11 protein-coding genes and 1 pseudogene are annotated in these 18,244 nt (G+C 39.2%); 1 reads left to right on the forward strand and 11 read right to left on the reverse strand.

Features of this window, described 5'->3' with window-relative positions; translation table 11 throughout:
* The 10 genes and pseudogenes from K5X82_07635 to bamD all read right to left on the reverse strand — a co-directional run bounded on the left by K5X82_07635 (position 1) and on the right by bamD (position 14,955).
* Entirely contained in the window at positions 1 to 1,044 is a 1,044-nt protein-coding gene (locus K5X82_07635) for a histidine kinase (protein QZT38762.1), read from the reverse strand.
* A gap of 752 nt (positions 1,045 to 1,796) precedes the next feature.
* Positions 1,797 to 4,868 carry an efflux RND transporter permease subunit gene (locus tag K5X82_07640; protein QZT38763.1) on the reverse strand — a complete coding sequence of 1,024 codons (3,072 nt, stop codon included), beginning with the start codon at positions 4,866 to 4,868 and terminating at the stop codon, positions 1,797 to 1,799.
* Between the two features lie 11 nt (positions 4,869 to 4,879).
* Positions 4,880 to 6,013, reverse strand: coding sequence for an efflux RND transporter periplasmic adaptor subunit (locus K5X82_07645; GenBank protein QZT38764.1), 1,134 nt, complete (start codon positions 6,011 to 6,013; stop codon positions 4,880 to 4,882).
* Positions 5,988 to 8,366 carry a TolC family protein gene (locus tag K5X82_07650; protein QZT38765.1) on the reverse strand — a complete coding sequence of 793 codons (2,379 nt, stop codon included), beginning with the start codon at positions 8,364 to 8,366 and terminating at the stop codon, positions 5,988 to 5,990. The genes K5X82_07645 and K5X82_07650 overlap by 26 nt, the downstream gene beginning before the upstream one ends.
* Before the next feature lie 554 nt (positions 8,367 to 8,920).
* Positions 8,921 to 9,442, reverse strand: a complete 522-nt coding sequence (locus tag K5X82_07655) for a PorT family protein (GenBank protein ID QZT38766.1) — start codon at positions 9,440 to 9,442, stop codon at positions 8,921 to 8,923.
* 340 nt (positions 9,443 to 9,782) lie between these two features.
* Positions 9,783 to 11,447, reverse strand: coding sequence for a DNA repair protein RecN (recN, locus tag K5X82_07660; GenBank protein ID QZT38767.1), 1,665 nt, complete (start codon positions 11,445 to 11,447; stop codon positions 9,783 to 9,785).
* A 77-nt stretch (positions 11,448 to 11,524) separates the two neighbouring features.
* Positions 11,525 to 12,430: a DUF4835 family protein gene (locus K5X82_07665; protein QZT38768.1), complete on the reverse strand. Its 906-nt coding sequence runs from the start codon at positions 12,428 to 12,430 to the stop codon at positions 11,525 to 11,527.
* A 142-nt stretch (positions 12,431 to 12,572) separates the two neighbouring features.
* A pseudogene (coaBC, locus tag K5X82_07670) lies at positions 12,573 to 13,768 on the reverse strand (bifunctional phosphopantothenoylcysteine decarboxylase/phosphopantothenate--cysteine ligase CoaBC).
* Positions 13,769 to 13,796: 28 nt separating this feature from the next.
* The gene (locus K5X82_07675) at positions 13,797 to 14,132 is read right to left on the reverse strand and encodes a DNA-directed RNA polymerase subunit omega (protein ID QZT38769.1); all 336 of its coding nucleotides are present in this window, start codon (positions 14,130 to 14,132) and stop codon (positions 13,797 to 13,799) included.
* 4 nt (positions 14,133 to 14,136) lie between these two features.
* Positions 14,137 to 14,955 (reverse strand): outer membrane protein assembly factor BamD, encoded by an 819-nt coding sequence (gene bamD / locus K5X82_07680; protein ID QZT38770.1) that lies wholly within the window; start codon positions 14,953 to 14,955, stop codon positions 14,137 to 14,139.
* 1,113 nt (positions 14,956 to 16,068) lie between these two features.
* Here bamD and K5X82_07685 point away from each other — a divergent pair.
* Positions 16,069 to 17,313 carry an aminotransferase class I/II-fold pyridoxal phosphate-dependent enzyme gene (locus tag K5X82_07685; GenBank protein ID QZT38771.1) on the forward strand — a complete coding sequence of 415 codons (1,245 nt, stop codon included), beginning with the start codon at positions 16,069 to 16,071 and terminating at the stop codon, positions 17,311 to 17,313.
* A gap of 548 nt (positions 17,314 to 17,861) precedes the next feature.
* Here K5X82_07685 and K5X82_07690 read toward each other — a convergent pair.
* Positions 17,862 to 18,038 carry a hypothetical protein gene (locus tag K5X82_07690; protein QZT38772.1) on the reverse strand — a complete coding sequence of 59 codons (177 nt, stop codon included), beginning with the start codon at positions 18,036 to 18,038 and terminating at the stop codon, positions 17,862 to 17,864.
* Positions 18,039 to 18,244: the final 206 nt, after the last annotated feature.

The following is an 18,244-nucleotide window of genomic DNA, read 5'->3' on the forward strand; positions in this document are numbered from 1 at the left end:
TTAATCACTTATAGTTGGTACTTTAACAGTGAAGTTACTATTCTTCTCTATAATAATATCTCTATTCAAGATAATTTTGCATCTTTTCGATAAACTAGAGATACCATTCCCCATACTATTACTGATAACCCTACGCTCTCTTAGGACATGGGATACCACAAGATAATCATCCTCTAAATAGATCTTAACCACCAATGGATAGTCTTTCGAAATCTCATTATGCTTCACTGCATTCTCTACCAATGTCTGTAACGCCAACACGGGCAATTCGACCTCCTTGAATGCATCTGAATAGGTCACATCAATACTAAAGTAATCTGAGAAGCGAATCTGCAACAGCTTCTCATAACTCTCTATAAAAAACAGTTCATCCTCAATCGTAACCAACTCCTTATCTTTACTTTGAAGAATATAACGATAAAGACGTGAAAGGTGTGAAGAGAATAGCACCGCCTTCTCTGAATCGATAGATATCAATGCGTTTAGTGTGTTTAACGAATTGAATAGAAAGTGAGGGTTCATAAAACTCTTCAGCTCATTCAATTCGCTCTTTAACTTCTCATTTCTCAACATCTCTCTCTCATATCTAGCCTCTTCCCTCTCTTGGTGGTATAGTAACGATCGAGATATGAGCACCAACATAAAGGTGACCACACTCCAACCAAAGAAAAGAGCAAACTTATTCAACTCCTTAAAATGTCTAAGATCAAAGAGTTTTGACAAATACAGATGAAAAATAAGAATCAAGATCATCAGCACTAAACTACCACCAACCGACATTAACTCTTTACCACATCTCCTCTTGATTGTCATTCGAGGCACCACATAGAGGTTGTATATAAGAATAGTCCACGAAAGACCAAACATCATCACTATACCTATAAGCCAATCGAAAAAGTGCAAAGACTCAAAAAAAGGAATCCCGTCTTTTGAACTCTCGGAAAAGAACGACAGACTTGCTTGGATATTAATGTACAAAGAGAATAGAATGGAGGTGCCCCATATTGTTCTACGACTAATTATATTATTGGTAAACTTTCTCACTTTGATCAAATTTTATTTACTATAACAAAGATAATCTATCTTTCTGTTTATCAACAGGAGAAGAGACCTTTTTCCTTCAATAGCCACTACAAATCATCCCCATTAAACATGACAGAGGTTAATGATCCCAGACAGAGTTTAATTTACACTACCCCTCTCAAAAACACCCCCATCTCTATCCCTGACAAACCCCTCCTTCGACTCTCCTTCGTGTTTCCTTCGTACCACCTTCGACTATTGGTCACATATTACTTATCCATTGTGCATATATTGGTGATGGTTTTGTCACTACAAATGTGAAGGAGGTGTGACGGATATATGAACAATATGTGACCAATATATGAACAATAGTCGAAGGTGGTACGAAGGAAACACGAAGGAAACACGAAGGAGGGGCGAATTAGACTATTTGGGTCATGATATGAATGGTTTAATATTTGGTATATATGTTATTTTGTTAAGGTCCAAAGATCGTAACATGGCTCTCTCCTTTTTGATATCTCTCTTCACGAAGAGCAGACAAGGTGAAACGAAAAGAGGTCACTTATCTGATCATTCACAGCCAATCGGGTTAATAAACAGAATTGGCATAATGGCTCTTCATACCTATTGGTTTAATAAATACAACGGGTATAACATCTCTCCATCACTACTGAATTTCAACACTTTGACTTGGTTGCAAAAAAGAAAAAAGAGACGGTCCTTGTAGGTAATCAAGGACACTATCTCTCTATCGTTGTTGTGTTGGAAATCTAATTAATCTTATATAATGAACAGTACACTACGGGAATAAACACCAAGGTAATCACTGTTCCAAATAACAAACCTACCATAATTGTAATTGCCATAGGCTGCCAAATCTCACCTCCATTAAGATATAGCGGAATTAATCCCATCACGGTGGTTAGAGTGGATAGGATAATGGGACGAAAGCGTTGAACACACGCTTCTATCACGGCTTCCACGCGACTTTTTGGGTCGGCGTCTAACTCGAAGTCTATCCTATCGACCAGCACAATAGCGTTGTTAATGACAATACCAGCGAGCGATATCATGCCAAGGAATGCCATAAAACCGAATGGGTTATTAAAGACAAAAAGTCCAGCTACCATCCCGATTACTCCAAGAGGAATCGTTGCCACCACCATGGTCATTTTTCTTATTGAGTTGAACTGCAACATCAGTAGCAATAGGATACAGAAGAAAGAGAATGGGATGTATTTGGCTACAGCCATCATATTTTCTGCCGAATTCTCTTCTTCTCCTCCTACACTGTAGCTATAGCCACGAGGCCATGTTTTGGACTGTTGTTGGATCCATGGTTTCATCTGTGCCATGATCTGAGCAGCATTTCCATCAAAGGTTAGCTCTGAGGAGATGGTTATGGTACGCTTGGTGTTCTCACGTGTGATTTTGGGGTACTCCCATACAGGTACCATCTCAGCAACTTGCTCTAGAGGAACGGGTTTTCCTGTTTGGGATGAAAAGACCAAAATGGTTTTCAATTCGTCTACCAGTTTGTGGTTTCCATCCTCTTCTCTTAAGTCAATAGGATAGCTATTGGACTGTTCGCGAAACTCCCCTACATTGTAACCTACCAGAGTACTGTTGAGTGCATTGGCGATATTCTCATTAGATATTTTGGCCTCTAGTGCTTTGTCGGACCTTACATGAACGACATATTTTAGGCTTTTGCGTCCCCAATCATCTTTAATCGTTTTGGTTCCATTGATGTTGTTTAGCTTGGTTTTTATGGCAGACGATATACGAGATAACTGTTCTGGATCTTTTCCTTTCACTTTTATCTCTATGGGTGTTCCACCTCCACCCCCACCTAACATTCGAACCTTGATCTGTGCATCGGGAAAGGCACGGATACAGTATTTATCCAGCATCTCAATGACGTGACGGTTGGCTAAAAACGAGGTGGTATTGATCAACATATGGGCGTAATTGCTATTTGGTTCATCGGCAGTATAACCTAAATCGTAAGATGATGGTCCTTCTCCAATATAACTACTATAGGCGGTGACACCTCTTTGTTCTACCTCTTTTGTTAACAGGGTTGAATCGATGTAGTCCTCGATCTGGTGAATCACCTTTTCGGTCTCTCCTACCCTCATCCCTTCGGGAAGTTGTAGATCGAGTGTGATCATATTTCTATCGCTATCGGGAAAGAAGACAAAAGAGAGCTTTGAGAATAAGATCAGTGCCATCATAAAGGTGACAACAGTGGCCAACAAAACACTCTTCTTATGTCGTAGTGCGGCACCAATGATGCCATAGTATTTCTGCTTCATTTGGTCGAACATACGATCTAAGGTCTTGCTCCATCGGGTTGCTTTCGCCTCACGATGAAATACCACACAGAAGAAGGTGATGACACTTAACGAAACAAACCACGAGGCGATCAATGAGATAGAGATCACCACAAATAGTGGCCCCATGATGTCTCCCATGACCGATTTTGCAAGATAGAATGACGAAAAAGCAACGGAGGTGGTCAGGGTGGAAATAAGTAGCGGAATGACCAATTCACTACAAGAGAGGATCGCCGCTCTGGCAATCTTCTCACCTTGATCCACTTTCACCATTATCGATTCGGCAACCACAATTCCATTATCCACCATCATTCCTAGTGCCATAATCAGGGCTGCTAGAGATATTTGATTGATTCCAATATCCAACATTCCCATGATAAAGATGGTGGCGATAGTCACAATAGGTATCAAACTTGCGATGATTAATCCCATTCGTAAACCCAAAAATATAAGCATCACTGCAAATACAATCAAGATGGATTGCACCAGGTTGGATACGAAGTTGTCGATCTTTAGATCTATATATTGATCTAAAGAGGAGACACGCTCAAGGTTATAACCAATAGGGAGCCCATCGATATAATCGTTGACAAACTGGTCGACAGACTGTCCCAATGCGATGATGTTGGCACCATCTTTTAAAGAGACATGTAGGGTCAATGCTTTGTCGCCATTGACAAAGACCATTTGGCGTGAAGGGTCGACATAGCTCTTTTTGATTTTGGCGATGTCACGCAGGTATAGCATTCCCCCCTCTTTACCAACGGGAATAAGTAGACTACGAAGCCCTTCAAGGTCATCGAAGTTTCCTGAAGGTTCGAGTACTACACGGTGTTTATCGACATGTATCATCCCACCACTAGCAAGGATATTTGTGGAGGCAATCTGCTGCTTGAGTGTCTCTTGAGAGATGCCTAAACGTTGTAGTTTTGCATTGTCATATTCAATCAGTATTTGTTGTTTCTGAATTCCATTGATCTCCACTTTGGCAGCGCCATCGAGCATGATCAGTTCGTTTTTGATCTCTTCAGCTACCTCTTTCATCTGGTCGTATTCGAAACCATCACTGGTGAGTCCCATGACAATACCAAATACTTCGCCAATGCCTTCATCCTGAAGGTTAGGTTTCACTCCCGATGGTAGAGAATTTAGTGCTTCAAGTTTCAAGCGCAGACGATCCCATACATCTTGTAGTTTATTGGGAGAGACATCCATCTTTAGCTCTACATTAACCACTGAAAGCCCCATTCGCGAGGTGCTTGTCACCTTCTTTAATTCGGGTAGTTCGAGTGCAACCTCTTCGATCTTATCTGTCACCAGATTCTCCACTCTTTGTGGAGAAGCCCCCGGAAACGAGGAGACAATAGATGCTACACGAACGGTATATGGAGGCATGCTATCTCGAGAGAGTGAGCTATAACTTATTGCTCCTGTGATCAGAACCATCATGAGAATAGACATCACGATGCGGCTCTTCTTGATTGAAAACTCTGTTATATTCATTGTTCGTGGCTCTATTTTATCAGTACTTTCTGTTTATCCATTAATGTCTGTAGTCCTGCCGTAGCAATACGATCGCCTTTTTTAAGTCCTTTAAGGATGATCATCCCACTACTGCTGTTTTTGCCTATAGTAACATGACGAAATTCTGCCACTGCCAAACTATCATTCACTGGATTGAGTACGAATACGAAATGTTTTGAAGCCTCTTCAATCAAGCAGGTCATCGGTACACGCAATGCATTTTTATCATTGTTAGTGGGGCTTATCAGTACTTTAGCAACCATTCCTTCACGAATATTTGATATCGGAGAGATCAACTGTATGGTCACAGCATATAGTCCTGTGGATTGGTTGACATTGGGAGCAACCTCTGTCACGACCCCATCAAGATGGTTGGCATCGATGGCAGGGATATTCATCTTATAGTGGTTGCCTTTTTTCACTTGGTTGATCATCTGATCGGGTAGATTTACCATCACCTCCAAGGCATTGCCTACATTCATTTTAACCATAGTGGTTCCTGAGGTAACGGTTTCGTTCTTCTCGACAAGCACTTCTGCAATCACACCAGATTGAGGGGCATAGATACGTTCGTACTCTAGCTCTTCTTGTAGCAACTCATGTTCTCGACAAGCCGTGATGTAGTCGGCATTGGCTCTGGTCAAATTGTTCTTAGCCACTTCGTAATCGTTCAATGCAATGAGATCTTTGGCATAGAGGTTTTCGATTCTTTGGAAATTTGACTTTTGGATGTTCATCTGCGCCAAAAGACTCTCTTTCTGTGTCGTTGCTTTCTCTATAGAGAGCGCTGTTTTTGTGTGGTCAAGGGACATTAGCATTTCGCCCTGTTTCACGCTATCGCCAACTTTAACATGCACTTTGTTGACTGTGCCTGTTTTACGAAAGCTCAGTGCCACCCCATTGGCAGCTTTAATGTTCCCCGAATAGTAGTCCAAACTATTCTGCTTGGAAGGCTGCACTGTGATGTATGCCACAGGACGATAGGTTGTTTTCTTTGGTTGTTTTTTCTCTGAACATGCCGACAGCGTGTACAGACAAAAGAGAGAAATAATAATGGTGGATATGGATTGTAATCGAATCATCTTATTCATCAATAAATTATAGTTGTGATAGAAAGTTTTCATTCATTTCGGCTGTATGAAGAGAGAAGAAGTATCCTGTAGCCTTCTCTACTTCCATTAGCGTTTTGTAGTAATCAAGCTTGGCAATGATGCTTTGGTGTTTGGATTTAATGTAACTATTTTGTGCATCAATCACCTCGATAAGCGCACACTGCCCTTGTGCGTAATTCTCTTGGATCATATTCAATGATCTTTCACTAATCTCTACATTGGAGTCGGCAAGCTCAATCTTCTGTAGTTCACCTTTCAATGTCAAAATGCTAGAGGAGATACTCTGTTCTAACATCTTCTTTTCGTATGACTCTTGTGATTCCATCTGTTGTAGCTCTACGTTTGTTATCTTTTTCTTTACAGTGCGTTTATTTTGATTAAAAATGGGATAGCTTAATTTCACCCCCATTTGATACATCTCCGTTGGCATTGCAGAGAAGCCTGCTGGAAGGGAGATGGATGCGCCTTCACCTTCACGAAGGACGGTATTACTATAGGTTCCATAGGCGCTGACAGTGGGTATCCACTTGCCTTTGCCATAGATCTTCATCTTCTCGTTTAGGGCCATACGTTGGCTCTGTATTGATCTTAATGATGGGGTGTTTTCCCATACATAACTCACCAAATTCGTTTTTAAATCGTGGCTCTTATCCACAGATACTAGGCGACGATTTATTGGATAGTATTGTGATTTGATATGAGATAAGTCCAGAAGATTAGTGGACAGAGTGATCGAATCAGTGACCTCTCTGTTCATCTGTACATTGAGTCCTTGGATAACCTCTTGTAGTTGGGCATTGTTGGTGATAATCTGTTGCACTTGACCTATCTTTTGGTTCTCTAGTCGATATACATCAGACTTGCTCGATTGACCAAGGATATATTTCTGGTTGGCGACCTCTAGATGTTGTTCTGTGAGCTGAAGGTCTTGGTAAGCAATCTGAAGTTTCTCTTGAAGCATCAATGCATTGAGATAGCTACCAGTCACTTGGTATAGCATATCAATCTGTGATACGGTAAAATTGAACTTTTCAGCTTTCGCTAGGTGCTTCTTTATTTGGATGTTTTTGCTGGCATCATAGGAGTAGATCACTTGAGATAGTTCTAATGAGATGTCGGTGGTCATCTCTGCTTTCTGTCCAAACGAAGCTTTAGCTATCTCTGGGTCTAAATAGGTTCCTGAGGCTTCTACTTTTACGTCTGGCAGGTAATCTCTTTTGGCCTCTTTCACTTCCATCTGAGAGATGGCTACCGACTTGGACTTGGCTAAAAGTAGCTGATTGTCGGTAAGCACAGTTCTTAAAGAGCTGGCTAAGGTAAGGGGCTCTATCAGATGGCTTGTGACAGGGTTGTCGGTAAAAACAACCTCACCAAGCATTACAAATGATAGCGGAAACCCAATGGCTTTTGCCGTAGGGATATTGATATGTAGTTTCTGGGGTTGAAGGAGTAGGTGGGGTAACTCCTCGGCCGGCTTCCCTTCTATCACAGAGACAACATTCATTGCTAGTTGACGAGCATATAGCAGTTCGTTCTTCTCAGATTGCATGGTAGCCAATACCCCCTGTTTGTAATTGGTGTTTTGTTGAGAGATGAAGGTCACCTTTTGGGATTTGTTCATCTCTTGAATGAACTCTTTGAAGTTCTTTCGTTCGAATGTACTAGTGGATGCAAAATAGATGGCATCATACTCATCGTAATCTAAAGGGTCGAGATCAGATAGCCCCACACGATGAATCTTATATTCAGCATCAAACGATTCAAGTAGTGGGGTGAAAATGTCTTCTAAAGGAAGTACTCCTTCGTTATCTTTATCGACAATAATAGCCAATTTCTTAAAGTGGTTTAGGGTGTATAAACTAGCCAAATCTTTACGATAAGAGTAGGAGCTAAAAAGACAATTTACATTCTTAATTTTATGGTTATTGAGCTGGTCTAGATCTTTTACAAAGTCTAGGTTGATGTTTCCAGACATGATGGTGGGCTTCATAAAACTCTTGTTGTCCGTCAACATCATCATGTTGTACATTCCCAACGCAATGACAATATCACTTTGTTGAACGGCTTGATCATATATCTTACAAGCACTCTCTTTGTTAGATTGATTGTACCTTATGTTAGAGAAATGAATATCAAAGGCATCGGCAGATATTTGCGATATCTCAGATTTGATCTCTTCAATAAAATGGTTGTAGTTAGATTGATCGGCTACAATACCGATCTCTACTTTTCTCTTAGTATATCCAGATGTGACAGATATACTGACCATCATTATGAGACTTAATAGTTTCTTCATCTTTATAACTTCACTTAGGTCTACTGCTTTATGTGATCGAATAACTGTTTTGATGTGGCAATAGATCATGATTTCAATAATTGATTGTAATGATATCTTTCACAAATGTATACCATGATGGACTCTCCTTTAATAAAAGGAAAGTGAAGTGACCAAAAAGGGAAATCAGTTATCCCAAACGATCAATGAAATGAGTGCTAAATGGAGAGATGAGATCAAGAAATACGTTGACAGGATAAAGTAACATGGGGGGTAAAAGGGAGTAAAAAGCAAAGGAGTGTCACCGGACCAAAGGTAACACTCCTAAGAAATGTACTAACGATTTAGATATCTCAACACAAATGTATCTAATAGCGTTGATACTTGATATAAAAAAGTTCTAGAGTGGCATAATAGGGGAATCAATTATACAAATTGAGAATTGAAATGTAAAATCAGTATGGGGTAGCGATGGATAGTTTCATCTGTTTAATCGAGAAGTGGGCTATATCTTTGGGTTATATATCGTCTATCCTTCATTAAATTATATCATCATAAGAGATCTATATAAAAAACAAAAAGAGTGCTACCGGACCAAGGGTAACACTCCTACGAAAAATATATGTATATCTATTGGGAAGATACTAGAAACGTACACCGACTCCGACTTGGAGACCGTTGTTGGTAATGTTGTTCTGTACATCGGTTAGACCCCAAGTGTACTTCGCATCGATGGTTAGGAATAGGATCTCTAATCCAGCTTGTGCGAAAGCATTGGTGTCGTACCATTTAGAGCTACTACTATATGGATTGTTCTTTTCGGAAACTTTCACATTAAAGGCTGCTCCACCTACTACAAATAGAGGACCAAACTTCACTTTAAGTCCTAGAGGTATACCAACATAGTGTAATTCATAACTTTGGTTTAATACATCACCACCATACTTAGTGTACTCTAAACCACTATTTAAAAATAGGAAAGGCATGATTTTAGAGTCTTTGTACATGCTGATAAAATAGTTGTTTTCAGCACTACCTACTTTGTCACCATTATCCTGTAGATGGGTTCCGTTGTAACCTAACCTTACTCCATAATGCTTCTCTTGTGCAAAACTATTAGTCATTGACACGAGACAAAGCGCGAACATTATTATTAACTTCTTCATTCTCTCATTTGATTTAAATGCTTTGCTAAATTATAAACATAAGCACTTCTTTTTGTTATGAAAACAATCAACTGACCGAATTAAGAGATGAAATGACCATTATTGTAAACGAAAGATTTGATGGGGGTGGGATAATGGGGTAGGAATAACCATTGAAGAGGTACACGAGAGGGCATATAAGCTTTTAAGATCACTGGAGATGATCCCTTATATCAGAATGGGGTTATAGCGGTCTATGAATTATTGTGGATCGATCTATTTACACGACGCTGTGAGGTATCTCCATATCATACAGAGACGATATATTCACAATAATTCATAGATTATGATCATAAAGTAGCTACATTATTTGATCGTTCATCAACTCTTTGGCATTCTTTAGTGCAGCGTCGGTGATGGTCTCTCCACTAAGCATTTTTGCCACTTCATGAAGACGCTCTTCGAGAGTTAGTTTGCGGATATGAGAGTTTGTCTCACTCTCAGAATCGGATTTGTAGACAAAGAAGTGGTTATCACCTAAGGCTGCAACTTGTGGTAGATGGGTGATGTTGATCACTTGCATGTTGGTTCCCATCTCTTTTAAAAGTAGCCCCATCTTACGCGCAATATCTCCTGAAATACCCGTGTCAATCTCGTCAAAGATCATGGTTGGAAGGGATTTCTTCTGAACCAATAGTGACTTTAGGGCTAACATAACACGAGATACCTCACCACCAGAAGCGACTTTGTGGATAGGCTCTAAGATTTGATTCTTGTTGGCCGCAAGTAGATATTCTATCTCATTATTACCCCAACGATTGAACTTCTCTGTCGTGTCGAGCTGTATCTTGAAAGAGGCATTAGGCATTCCAAGGTCGAGCAAGATATGTTGAATGTAAGATTCGATATCTCCTAATACATTAGAACGTGCCTCGGATAGTAGGTTGGCTGTTTCGGTTAGCTGGTCAGTGATTTGATGGAGTTCGTCTTTTAAGGACTCTATCTCTTGTTCCATATGCGAAACGGAACCGATCTGATCGGCATACTCACTCTCTATCTGCAGTAACTCTGCGATGGTATTGACACGATGTTTCTGCTGAAGGGTGTAGATCGTATCCAGACGCTGGTTGATCTCTTCCAACTCCACAGGGTTGTATATATAGTTTGAAGCAAGTGCTTCGGCTTCGTTGGAGATATCACGAAGCTCATACCATGCACTCTCAAGACGATCGCTGAGCTCTTTTACCTCCTTGGAGTGGTCGGCGACACGCTGTAGTGTTTGGTATATCTCTTTTAAACGGGGTGTCACTCCCACCTCATCGACATTCAATCCTTGTGAGGTCTGATAGAGTGCGGCATGTATAGATTCTGCATGCTCCATGGCATCTCTACGCTGCTCTAAACTATCCTGTTCGTCTTCTTGTAGATTGGCCTCAGCTAACTGGTTTACTTGAAATTGATAGTAGTCGAAATCGGCACAAGCTTTTAGGTAGGCTTGCTCTTTCTCCTGTAGTTGACGTGTCAAACTTCCCCATCGATGGTATAAGGACGTATAGTTGTTCAGTAGGTCACGATTGGGTAGAGAGGCATCGAGTATCTCATATTGAAACGACTTCTCATGCATCTTCAACGCTTCGTTCTGTGCATGGATATCAATCAATGCACTGGAGATCTCTTTAAGAATCTTTACGCTCGCTGGGCTGTCATTGATAAATGCACGCGATTTGCCTTTGGGCGTAATCTCTCTACGGATGTATGTTGTCGCATCCCAATCAAGATCGTAGGATTCGAACAGCGACTCTAACCCATAAGCCTCTATATCAAATTGCGCCTCAATGATACATTTTTTCTCCTTATTCTTTAAAACGGAGGCCTCTGTTCGGGCACCCATAAGAATGGAAAGAGCTCCTAGAATAATGGATTTACCAGCACCAGTTTCACCGGTAATGATACTAAACCCTTTCTCTAGATCTAACGAAAGATCAGAGATAATTGCGTAGTTTGATATAGAAAGATGTTTGAGCATAGCTTATTTTATAACTATAGTAGAACCCAAAAATATTAAAAAAGGGGCAATCCACTGCATCTTTTCCAATACAAATGCTATTGAGTTTGCATCGCTTTCTCGTAAACTGCACTATTTGAAGGGTCACACTCCATCATTATTTGAAAGGCGGTGTTCTTTTTTGAGCTGGTCATTCCCTGAAGAATGGATACGATTTCGTTACGATGGGCATCACAGAAGACACGAACAATATATAGCCCAGAACGAGCACGATTGACTTTCTGGAGGTTCTTTAAGCTCTCTACAATATTCTCTTGTCCCATCTCTAGTTTGTCCGACATAAGGTCTAAACCGTTGCGATAGTATTCGTATACAAGCGTACGGAAGTCACTATAGGATGAGTTCATCACGTTGTTTACAAGCCAGTAACGGTTGTAGTCGTTTTCGAATGATTTCCATCCTTTCATCTGGATGTTCTGTGAACGGTTGACAATCTCTGATGCTTTCTCGAAATAGGGCTGTCCACCCATTGGAGAGAAGGTGTCATAATCAAATCCTAATACGATATAAACGTAATATGCTAAGATATTTGATAGGTTGTCACCACTACTGTTTTGTGAGAACTCTATCTGCTTGTATTGATCGAAACGGACGTCAAAGTCTTTGTCCTTTAGATTTAACATGGTCGACTCATAACTTGAGTTGAAAGCAGGACGACGAGATTGTACTTGAATGGTACCACGATATCCATCATCGGAATATTGACTCGTAATTTGTATGGTCATATTACACACAATACGCTCTTCCATACGATAGCGATCTTGTGACCAACGGGTATTATTGATAAATTCAGAGATCTGCTTTTGCATCTCACTGAAGACCTCCGGATTTACTCCTTCAACCCCCGAACCTGTAACACTAACACTACATCGTAGCTCTTGTGATATCGCCATCATCTGAACCATGAGGAACAGAGAGATACACAACCAATATTTTCGCATCATAGTTATTCTTTCTAAAAGAGAACATCTGTTTTGTATTCACTAAGATCAAAACGCAGTAATTACGGTTTTAGTATAACGCAAAAAGAGAGAATACGGGATTGTATTCTCTCCTTTGATACTATGTTAATCTAGTAGTTAAATACTACAACGATTTCTCTAAATAATCAACGATATCTACTGCAACAGCTCGTTTACTCTTTAATGGGTAATCTTGCTGCTCTCCATTACGATGTAGTATCGATATGATATTGGTGTCGGTCTGAAATCCAGCACCTTTATTCTCCAATGAGTTCAACACGACGAAGTCGAGATTCTTTTTCTCTATCTTCTTCCTTGCATTCGCTTCTGCATGCTGTGTCTCCAAAGCAAAGCCGACCAATATCTGCTTCTCTTTGATGGCACCTAAAGATGCAGCGATGTCAGGATTGGGAACAAGACGTAAAATCAGATCTTCACCATCTCGCTTGAGCTTCTGTGATGCATAGTTCTCTGGAGCATAATCAGCTACAGCTGCAGCCATAATGGCAGCGTCCATAGTATCAAAATGTTCCATCGATGCAGCATACATCTCTTTGGCTGATTCAACGGAGATCTTATGAATAGAAGGATGTGTGACATGCAGTTGGGTTGGACCAGAGATGAGAGTTACTTCTGCACCTCTCTCTGCCAACTCTTCGGCAATGGCATATCCCATCTTTCCAGAAGAGTAGTTGCCAATGAAACGTACAGGATCAATCTTTTCATGTGTTGGTCCAGCCGTTAACATCACTTTCTTTCCTACGAGACTTCTTTTTTTTTAAAGTAGTCGATCACATGAGATACGATCACTTCTGGCTCTTCCATACGACCTTTGCCAATTAATCCACTGGCTAGCTCGCCAGAGGCAGGCTCTATAAGAATGTTACCATACGACTCTAAGGTACGCATGTTACGCTCATTGGCTGGATGTCTGTACATATCTAAGTCCATCGCAGGTGCTACCATTACTGGACATTTCGCCGACATATATGTCGTGACCAGATGAGTATCTGCAATCCCATTGGCCATTTTCCCCATTGTAGAAGCAGATGCTGGTGCTATTAACATCAAATCTGCCCACATTCCAAGAGAAACATGACTATGCCATTTACCATCTTTGGAGTCGAAAAACTCACTAACCACAGGCTTTCCTGATAAAGTAGACATGGTTACTGGAGTGATAAACTCTTTGGCAGAAGGTGTCATTACGACTACCACTTCTGCCCCCTCTTTCACTAGCCCACGAACAAGAGTCGCAGCCTTATAAGCTGCGATACTACCTGTGATTCCTACAATAATATTTTTCCCTTGCAATTGCATGAAATCGATATTTGTGGAATGTTAAAATTTATGCTTCTTTGTTCTCTTTTGCAGGGTTACGATAGTAAACCTCATCATCCAAGAACTCTTGATATGCAATCAAAGATGCCTTAGGAAGTCTTTCGTAATACTTAGAAATCTCAATCTGCTCACGGTTCTCAAAAACCTCTTCTAGATTGTCCGTTACCGATGCAAACTCTTGAAGCTTTTGATTCAATTCGTCCTTCAACTCGGCTCCAACTTGATTGGCTCTTTTACCGATGATGGCAATACTTTCGTAAATATTTCCCGTTTTGTCTCCTAATAATTCTAAGTCACGTGCAACTGTAGTTTGCGCAGCCTTAGTCTTTTTGTAATCTACCATGACGTTATTTGATATTTAAATCTTCTTCTTTTAGGTTCAACATCTTTTTGATATGTGCAAAAGATCGGTCTACGTCCTTACGGTGTTTGCTCTCTGGGAAAGCATCCACATAACGATAATACTCATCCATTGCACTATTTAAACGCTTGCGTTTCTTCTCATCTACACTGTTACGCCCCAATAGGTATTTAGCACGAAACAGCTTGTACATTAAATCTTCGGTATATTTTGAGTTTGGATACTCTCGAAGACACTCTTTTAATGAAACAACCGCCGCCTTGAAATCCTCTAGATCATAATACAACGTTGCATTTAGATAAGCTTTATAGGTAAGTTTGTCGTTAAGTTTCTTAATCATATGATCCGCCTCTTTCGCCTTCTCTGTGTCTGGATAAAGCATAGTATAGCGCGTCAATGCACTTATAGCCATATCTGTATCTGACTGATCTAATCGCACGTATGGTGACAACTGATAGAAACAATACCCTACAAGGTATTGACACTCCTCAGCATATTCCGATCTAGGATATTTCTCTAAAATAGAACGAAAATACATCGCTGCAGAGTAATAATCTTTTTGTCCAAGATAACTTTTCGCATAATAATAGTAAGCCTCAGCGGCTTTACTTGTACCACTAAAAATAGGAGCCACTTCTTCAAACAGAGTTACTGACTTAGCATACTGTTTTTTCTCATAATACTCCTTAGCTTTCTTGTACTTATACTCATAATCAGTACTTTTAAGTACCTTCTGATATTCTCCACAGGAGGTTATAATAACCACCGAAAACGCGACCAATAAAAAACGAAAAATACGATTCATTTTGCAAAGATATATTATTTCATAAAAATTACTTCTTAAACTTCCATTGTTTTTGTGCAAAAAACAGAAAATCAACGAAAACTAACAAAAAAAATAGAACTATGGAAAGATTAATATACGTTAAAGAAGACTTTAACTAAACCGTTAACATTTGATCAGGTTATAGGCTGATCATTCACAACAGTGTATATCGAACCGAACAGACAACGCTAGAATCAATGAACAATAAAACGCAGATCAACTAACTACGTGTAACACATCAGCTTTATAAATTTATGACATCACTTCCCTTTCATTTAAAAATACATAAAACTTCAGATATAACCGTATACCCTAAACTCAACCCTTAATTTAGGATTGATCAATAACAAGATTCATTTCTTTCCCTCACTTATTACAGTCCTGAGGCTATATACTGAAATATTATTGCAGCATCTCTCTTTTTGTCAATAACAACATCAGTAAAGATCATCAATACAATATCCTTAGTAAGAGATAATACATTTGATTACAAAAGATAAACATGACACTTTAGACATCTTCTCTTCAGAACATCTCAGAAACGGTAAATGGGATAAATTCTCATAAAACAAAGAGAGTTGACTGCTGACATATTAAATCACCGACACAGCTCAGACTACCACTTGTATAAAACAATCGCAAGGTCGAAACTATCCGAACAGATCACAACAAAGACAGATCACAACAAAGAGTATAAATAAGACTTTTTCTCAAATTAAACATGAAGAACAAAAGACTCACAACAATTGTCCGACACTTGATAGTTGCCACACACATGTATCAAAATAGAACAATCCACACTGCTTAAATAATAAACTCATCAGGGGTTAAAATACAAATAATTCATTTTATGACATTTTTATTATACCACAACTGAAAGTCAATTTAATGGGGTTATATGGCAACACTTATTCATCTTAAAAAGCTATTATAGCCCATCATAAAAGGATTATTTAAAAAATTAGAGCTTAACATTAAAACGTTAATCGCTTCAATTCCGATAATAGAGGTTCTATTTCACTTACTTGTATCATTTGGTTTCCATTCAAAAAAGATTACTTTTGCACTGTTTAAATTTAAACTGATACGATCGTGGATATTTTTGAAAAAATAAAAACCGACAAAGGTAATATTGGCCAGTATCAGAAGCAGGCTCATGGTTACTTTTCTTTCCCTAAACTAGAGGGAGAGATTGGACCTCGTATGAAATTCCGAGGAAAAGAAGTTTTAACTTGGAGTTTGAATAACTACATTGGATTAGCAAATCATCCTGAAGTTCGCAAAGCAGATGCTGAAGCGGCAGCAGATTATGGTATGGCTTATCCAATGGGAGCTAGAATGATGTCAGGCCAGACAAGCAAACACGAAGAGCTAGAAAAGCAACTTGCTGATTTCGTAGGAAAACCAGATGCATTCTTGTTAAACTTTGGTTACCAAGGAATGGTTTCGATCATTGATGCAGTTGTCAGTAGAAACGATGTGATCGTTTACGACGCAGAGTCTCATGCTTGTATTCTAGATGGTGTACGTCTTCATATGGGTAAACGTTACGTTTATCAACATAATGACATGGATAGCCTTAAAAAGCAGTTGACTCATGCTACTAGACTAGCGGAGAAAACTGGTGGTGGTATTCTTGTTATTACTGAAGGTGTATTCGGAATGGCAGGAGACCTTGGTAAGCTAGACGAGATCGTTGCACTGAAAAACGAATATAAATTCCGCCTTTTGGTTGATGACGCTCACGGTTTCGGTACAATGGGATCAACTGGTGCAGGTGCAGGAGAACATTTCGGTGTAATGAAAGACATCGATCTATATTTTGGTACTTTTGCGAAGTCGATGGCTGGAATCGGTGCTTTTGTTGCATGTGAAGAAGAAGTATGTGACTACCTTCGTTACAATATGAGAAGTCAGACTTTCGCTAAATCACTTCCAATGCCAATGGTAATGGGGTCATTAAAGCGTCTTGAACTGCTTCGTAATGAAACGTCTCTTAGAGAAAACCTTTGGAATATTGTTAATGCACTTCAAGGTGGATTACGTGAAGCTGGTTTCGACTTAGGAATTACAAATTCCCCAGTAACACCAGTATACCTTTCAGGTAGTGTACCAGAAGGAACGAATGTTGTAATGGATCTTCGTGAGAATTACAATCTTTTCTGTTCTATCGTAGTATACCCTGTTATTCCTAAAGGACAGTTGTTATTGAGGCTTATTCCTACTGCAATGCACACATTAGAAGATGTTGAATACACTATTAAAGCATTCTCTGAAGTGAAGAAAAAGCTAGAGGACGGAAAATACTCTAAGACACAAATGGCAAACGTTCTTTAAACAGACGAATTGCTATACATATACCTAAAAAAGAGACTATCCTTGGATAGCCTCTTTTTTTGTTTCTACACAAAAGTAAGTAACTTTTCAAGTCAAATTAATTGCAATCGTACAACTAGATGACTGCTTAAAACCAATCATTCCACTTTAAAGCTAAAAAGATGGTTAGGAGGAGGATACTAGAACAAAAGAATAATGTGTTAAAACAGATCTATTCGATATTAAACATTGACGCATGTACTTTAATTCAATAAAAAAGAGCTTGTCTATTTTAAAATATCTATTGAATTTAATAATATTGAGATTCCTCTCTCTCTAATAATTTTAGAGAACAAATAGGAATATGTATATATTCATTCATAGATTGACATGAGTATAAAAAAAGTCTAAAGATATTTTCACCATACAATATCCATCTATTTAACAGTTTTGATGAAGCAAGTATCTTTGAAGTATCAACAAACTACGGAGAAAACCTATATAGATACTCTCTTCATTATATACCTTAATGGCAATTCGAAATTGAATGCCATCAAGAGACAATTATCTTACACCTTTATATCCTCCCTGTAAACTTTCACATCGTAAATAGAGTAGTTCTTATTTAAGTCAAGCCAGAATAAGGATAAAGGAGAGAATACGGCATTGGAATAAGCATAAGCCTCACAGACAGCCAATTGTACACTATATTGTTCAAGACTAAATATACTTGAAATACTAAGCATAATGAATACGTCGTCAATTTATGCCATTACATAGTACATGTATCATCCTCATAAATTAGGGTAGCCGTGATGTATCAAATACTGACATTTTCTCTGACTATATCTATAAAAACATGAAAAACATTTCTCTTAAACAGTAATTAGGTAGCATCTAAATTAGTACACTCTAAGACGATTTCTATCAAGGTCTTTGAGCCTCTATCACA

The organism is Prolixibacteraceae bacterium (genome assembly GCA_019856515.1).
Lineage (GTDB): Bacteria > Bacteroidota > Bacteroidia > Bacteroidales > Prolixibacteraceae > Halosquirtibacter > Halosquirtibacter xylanolyticus.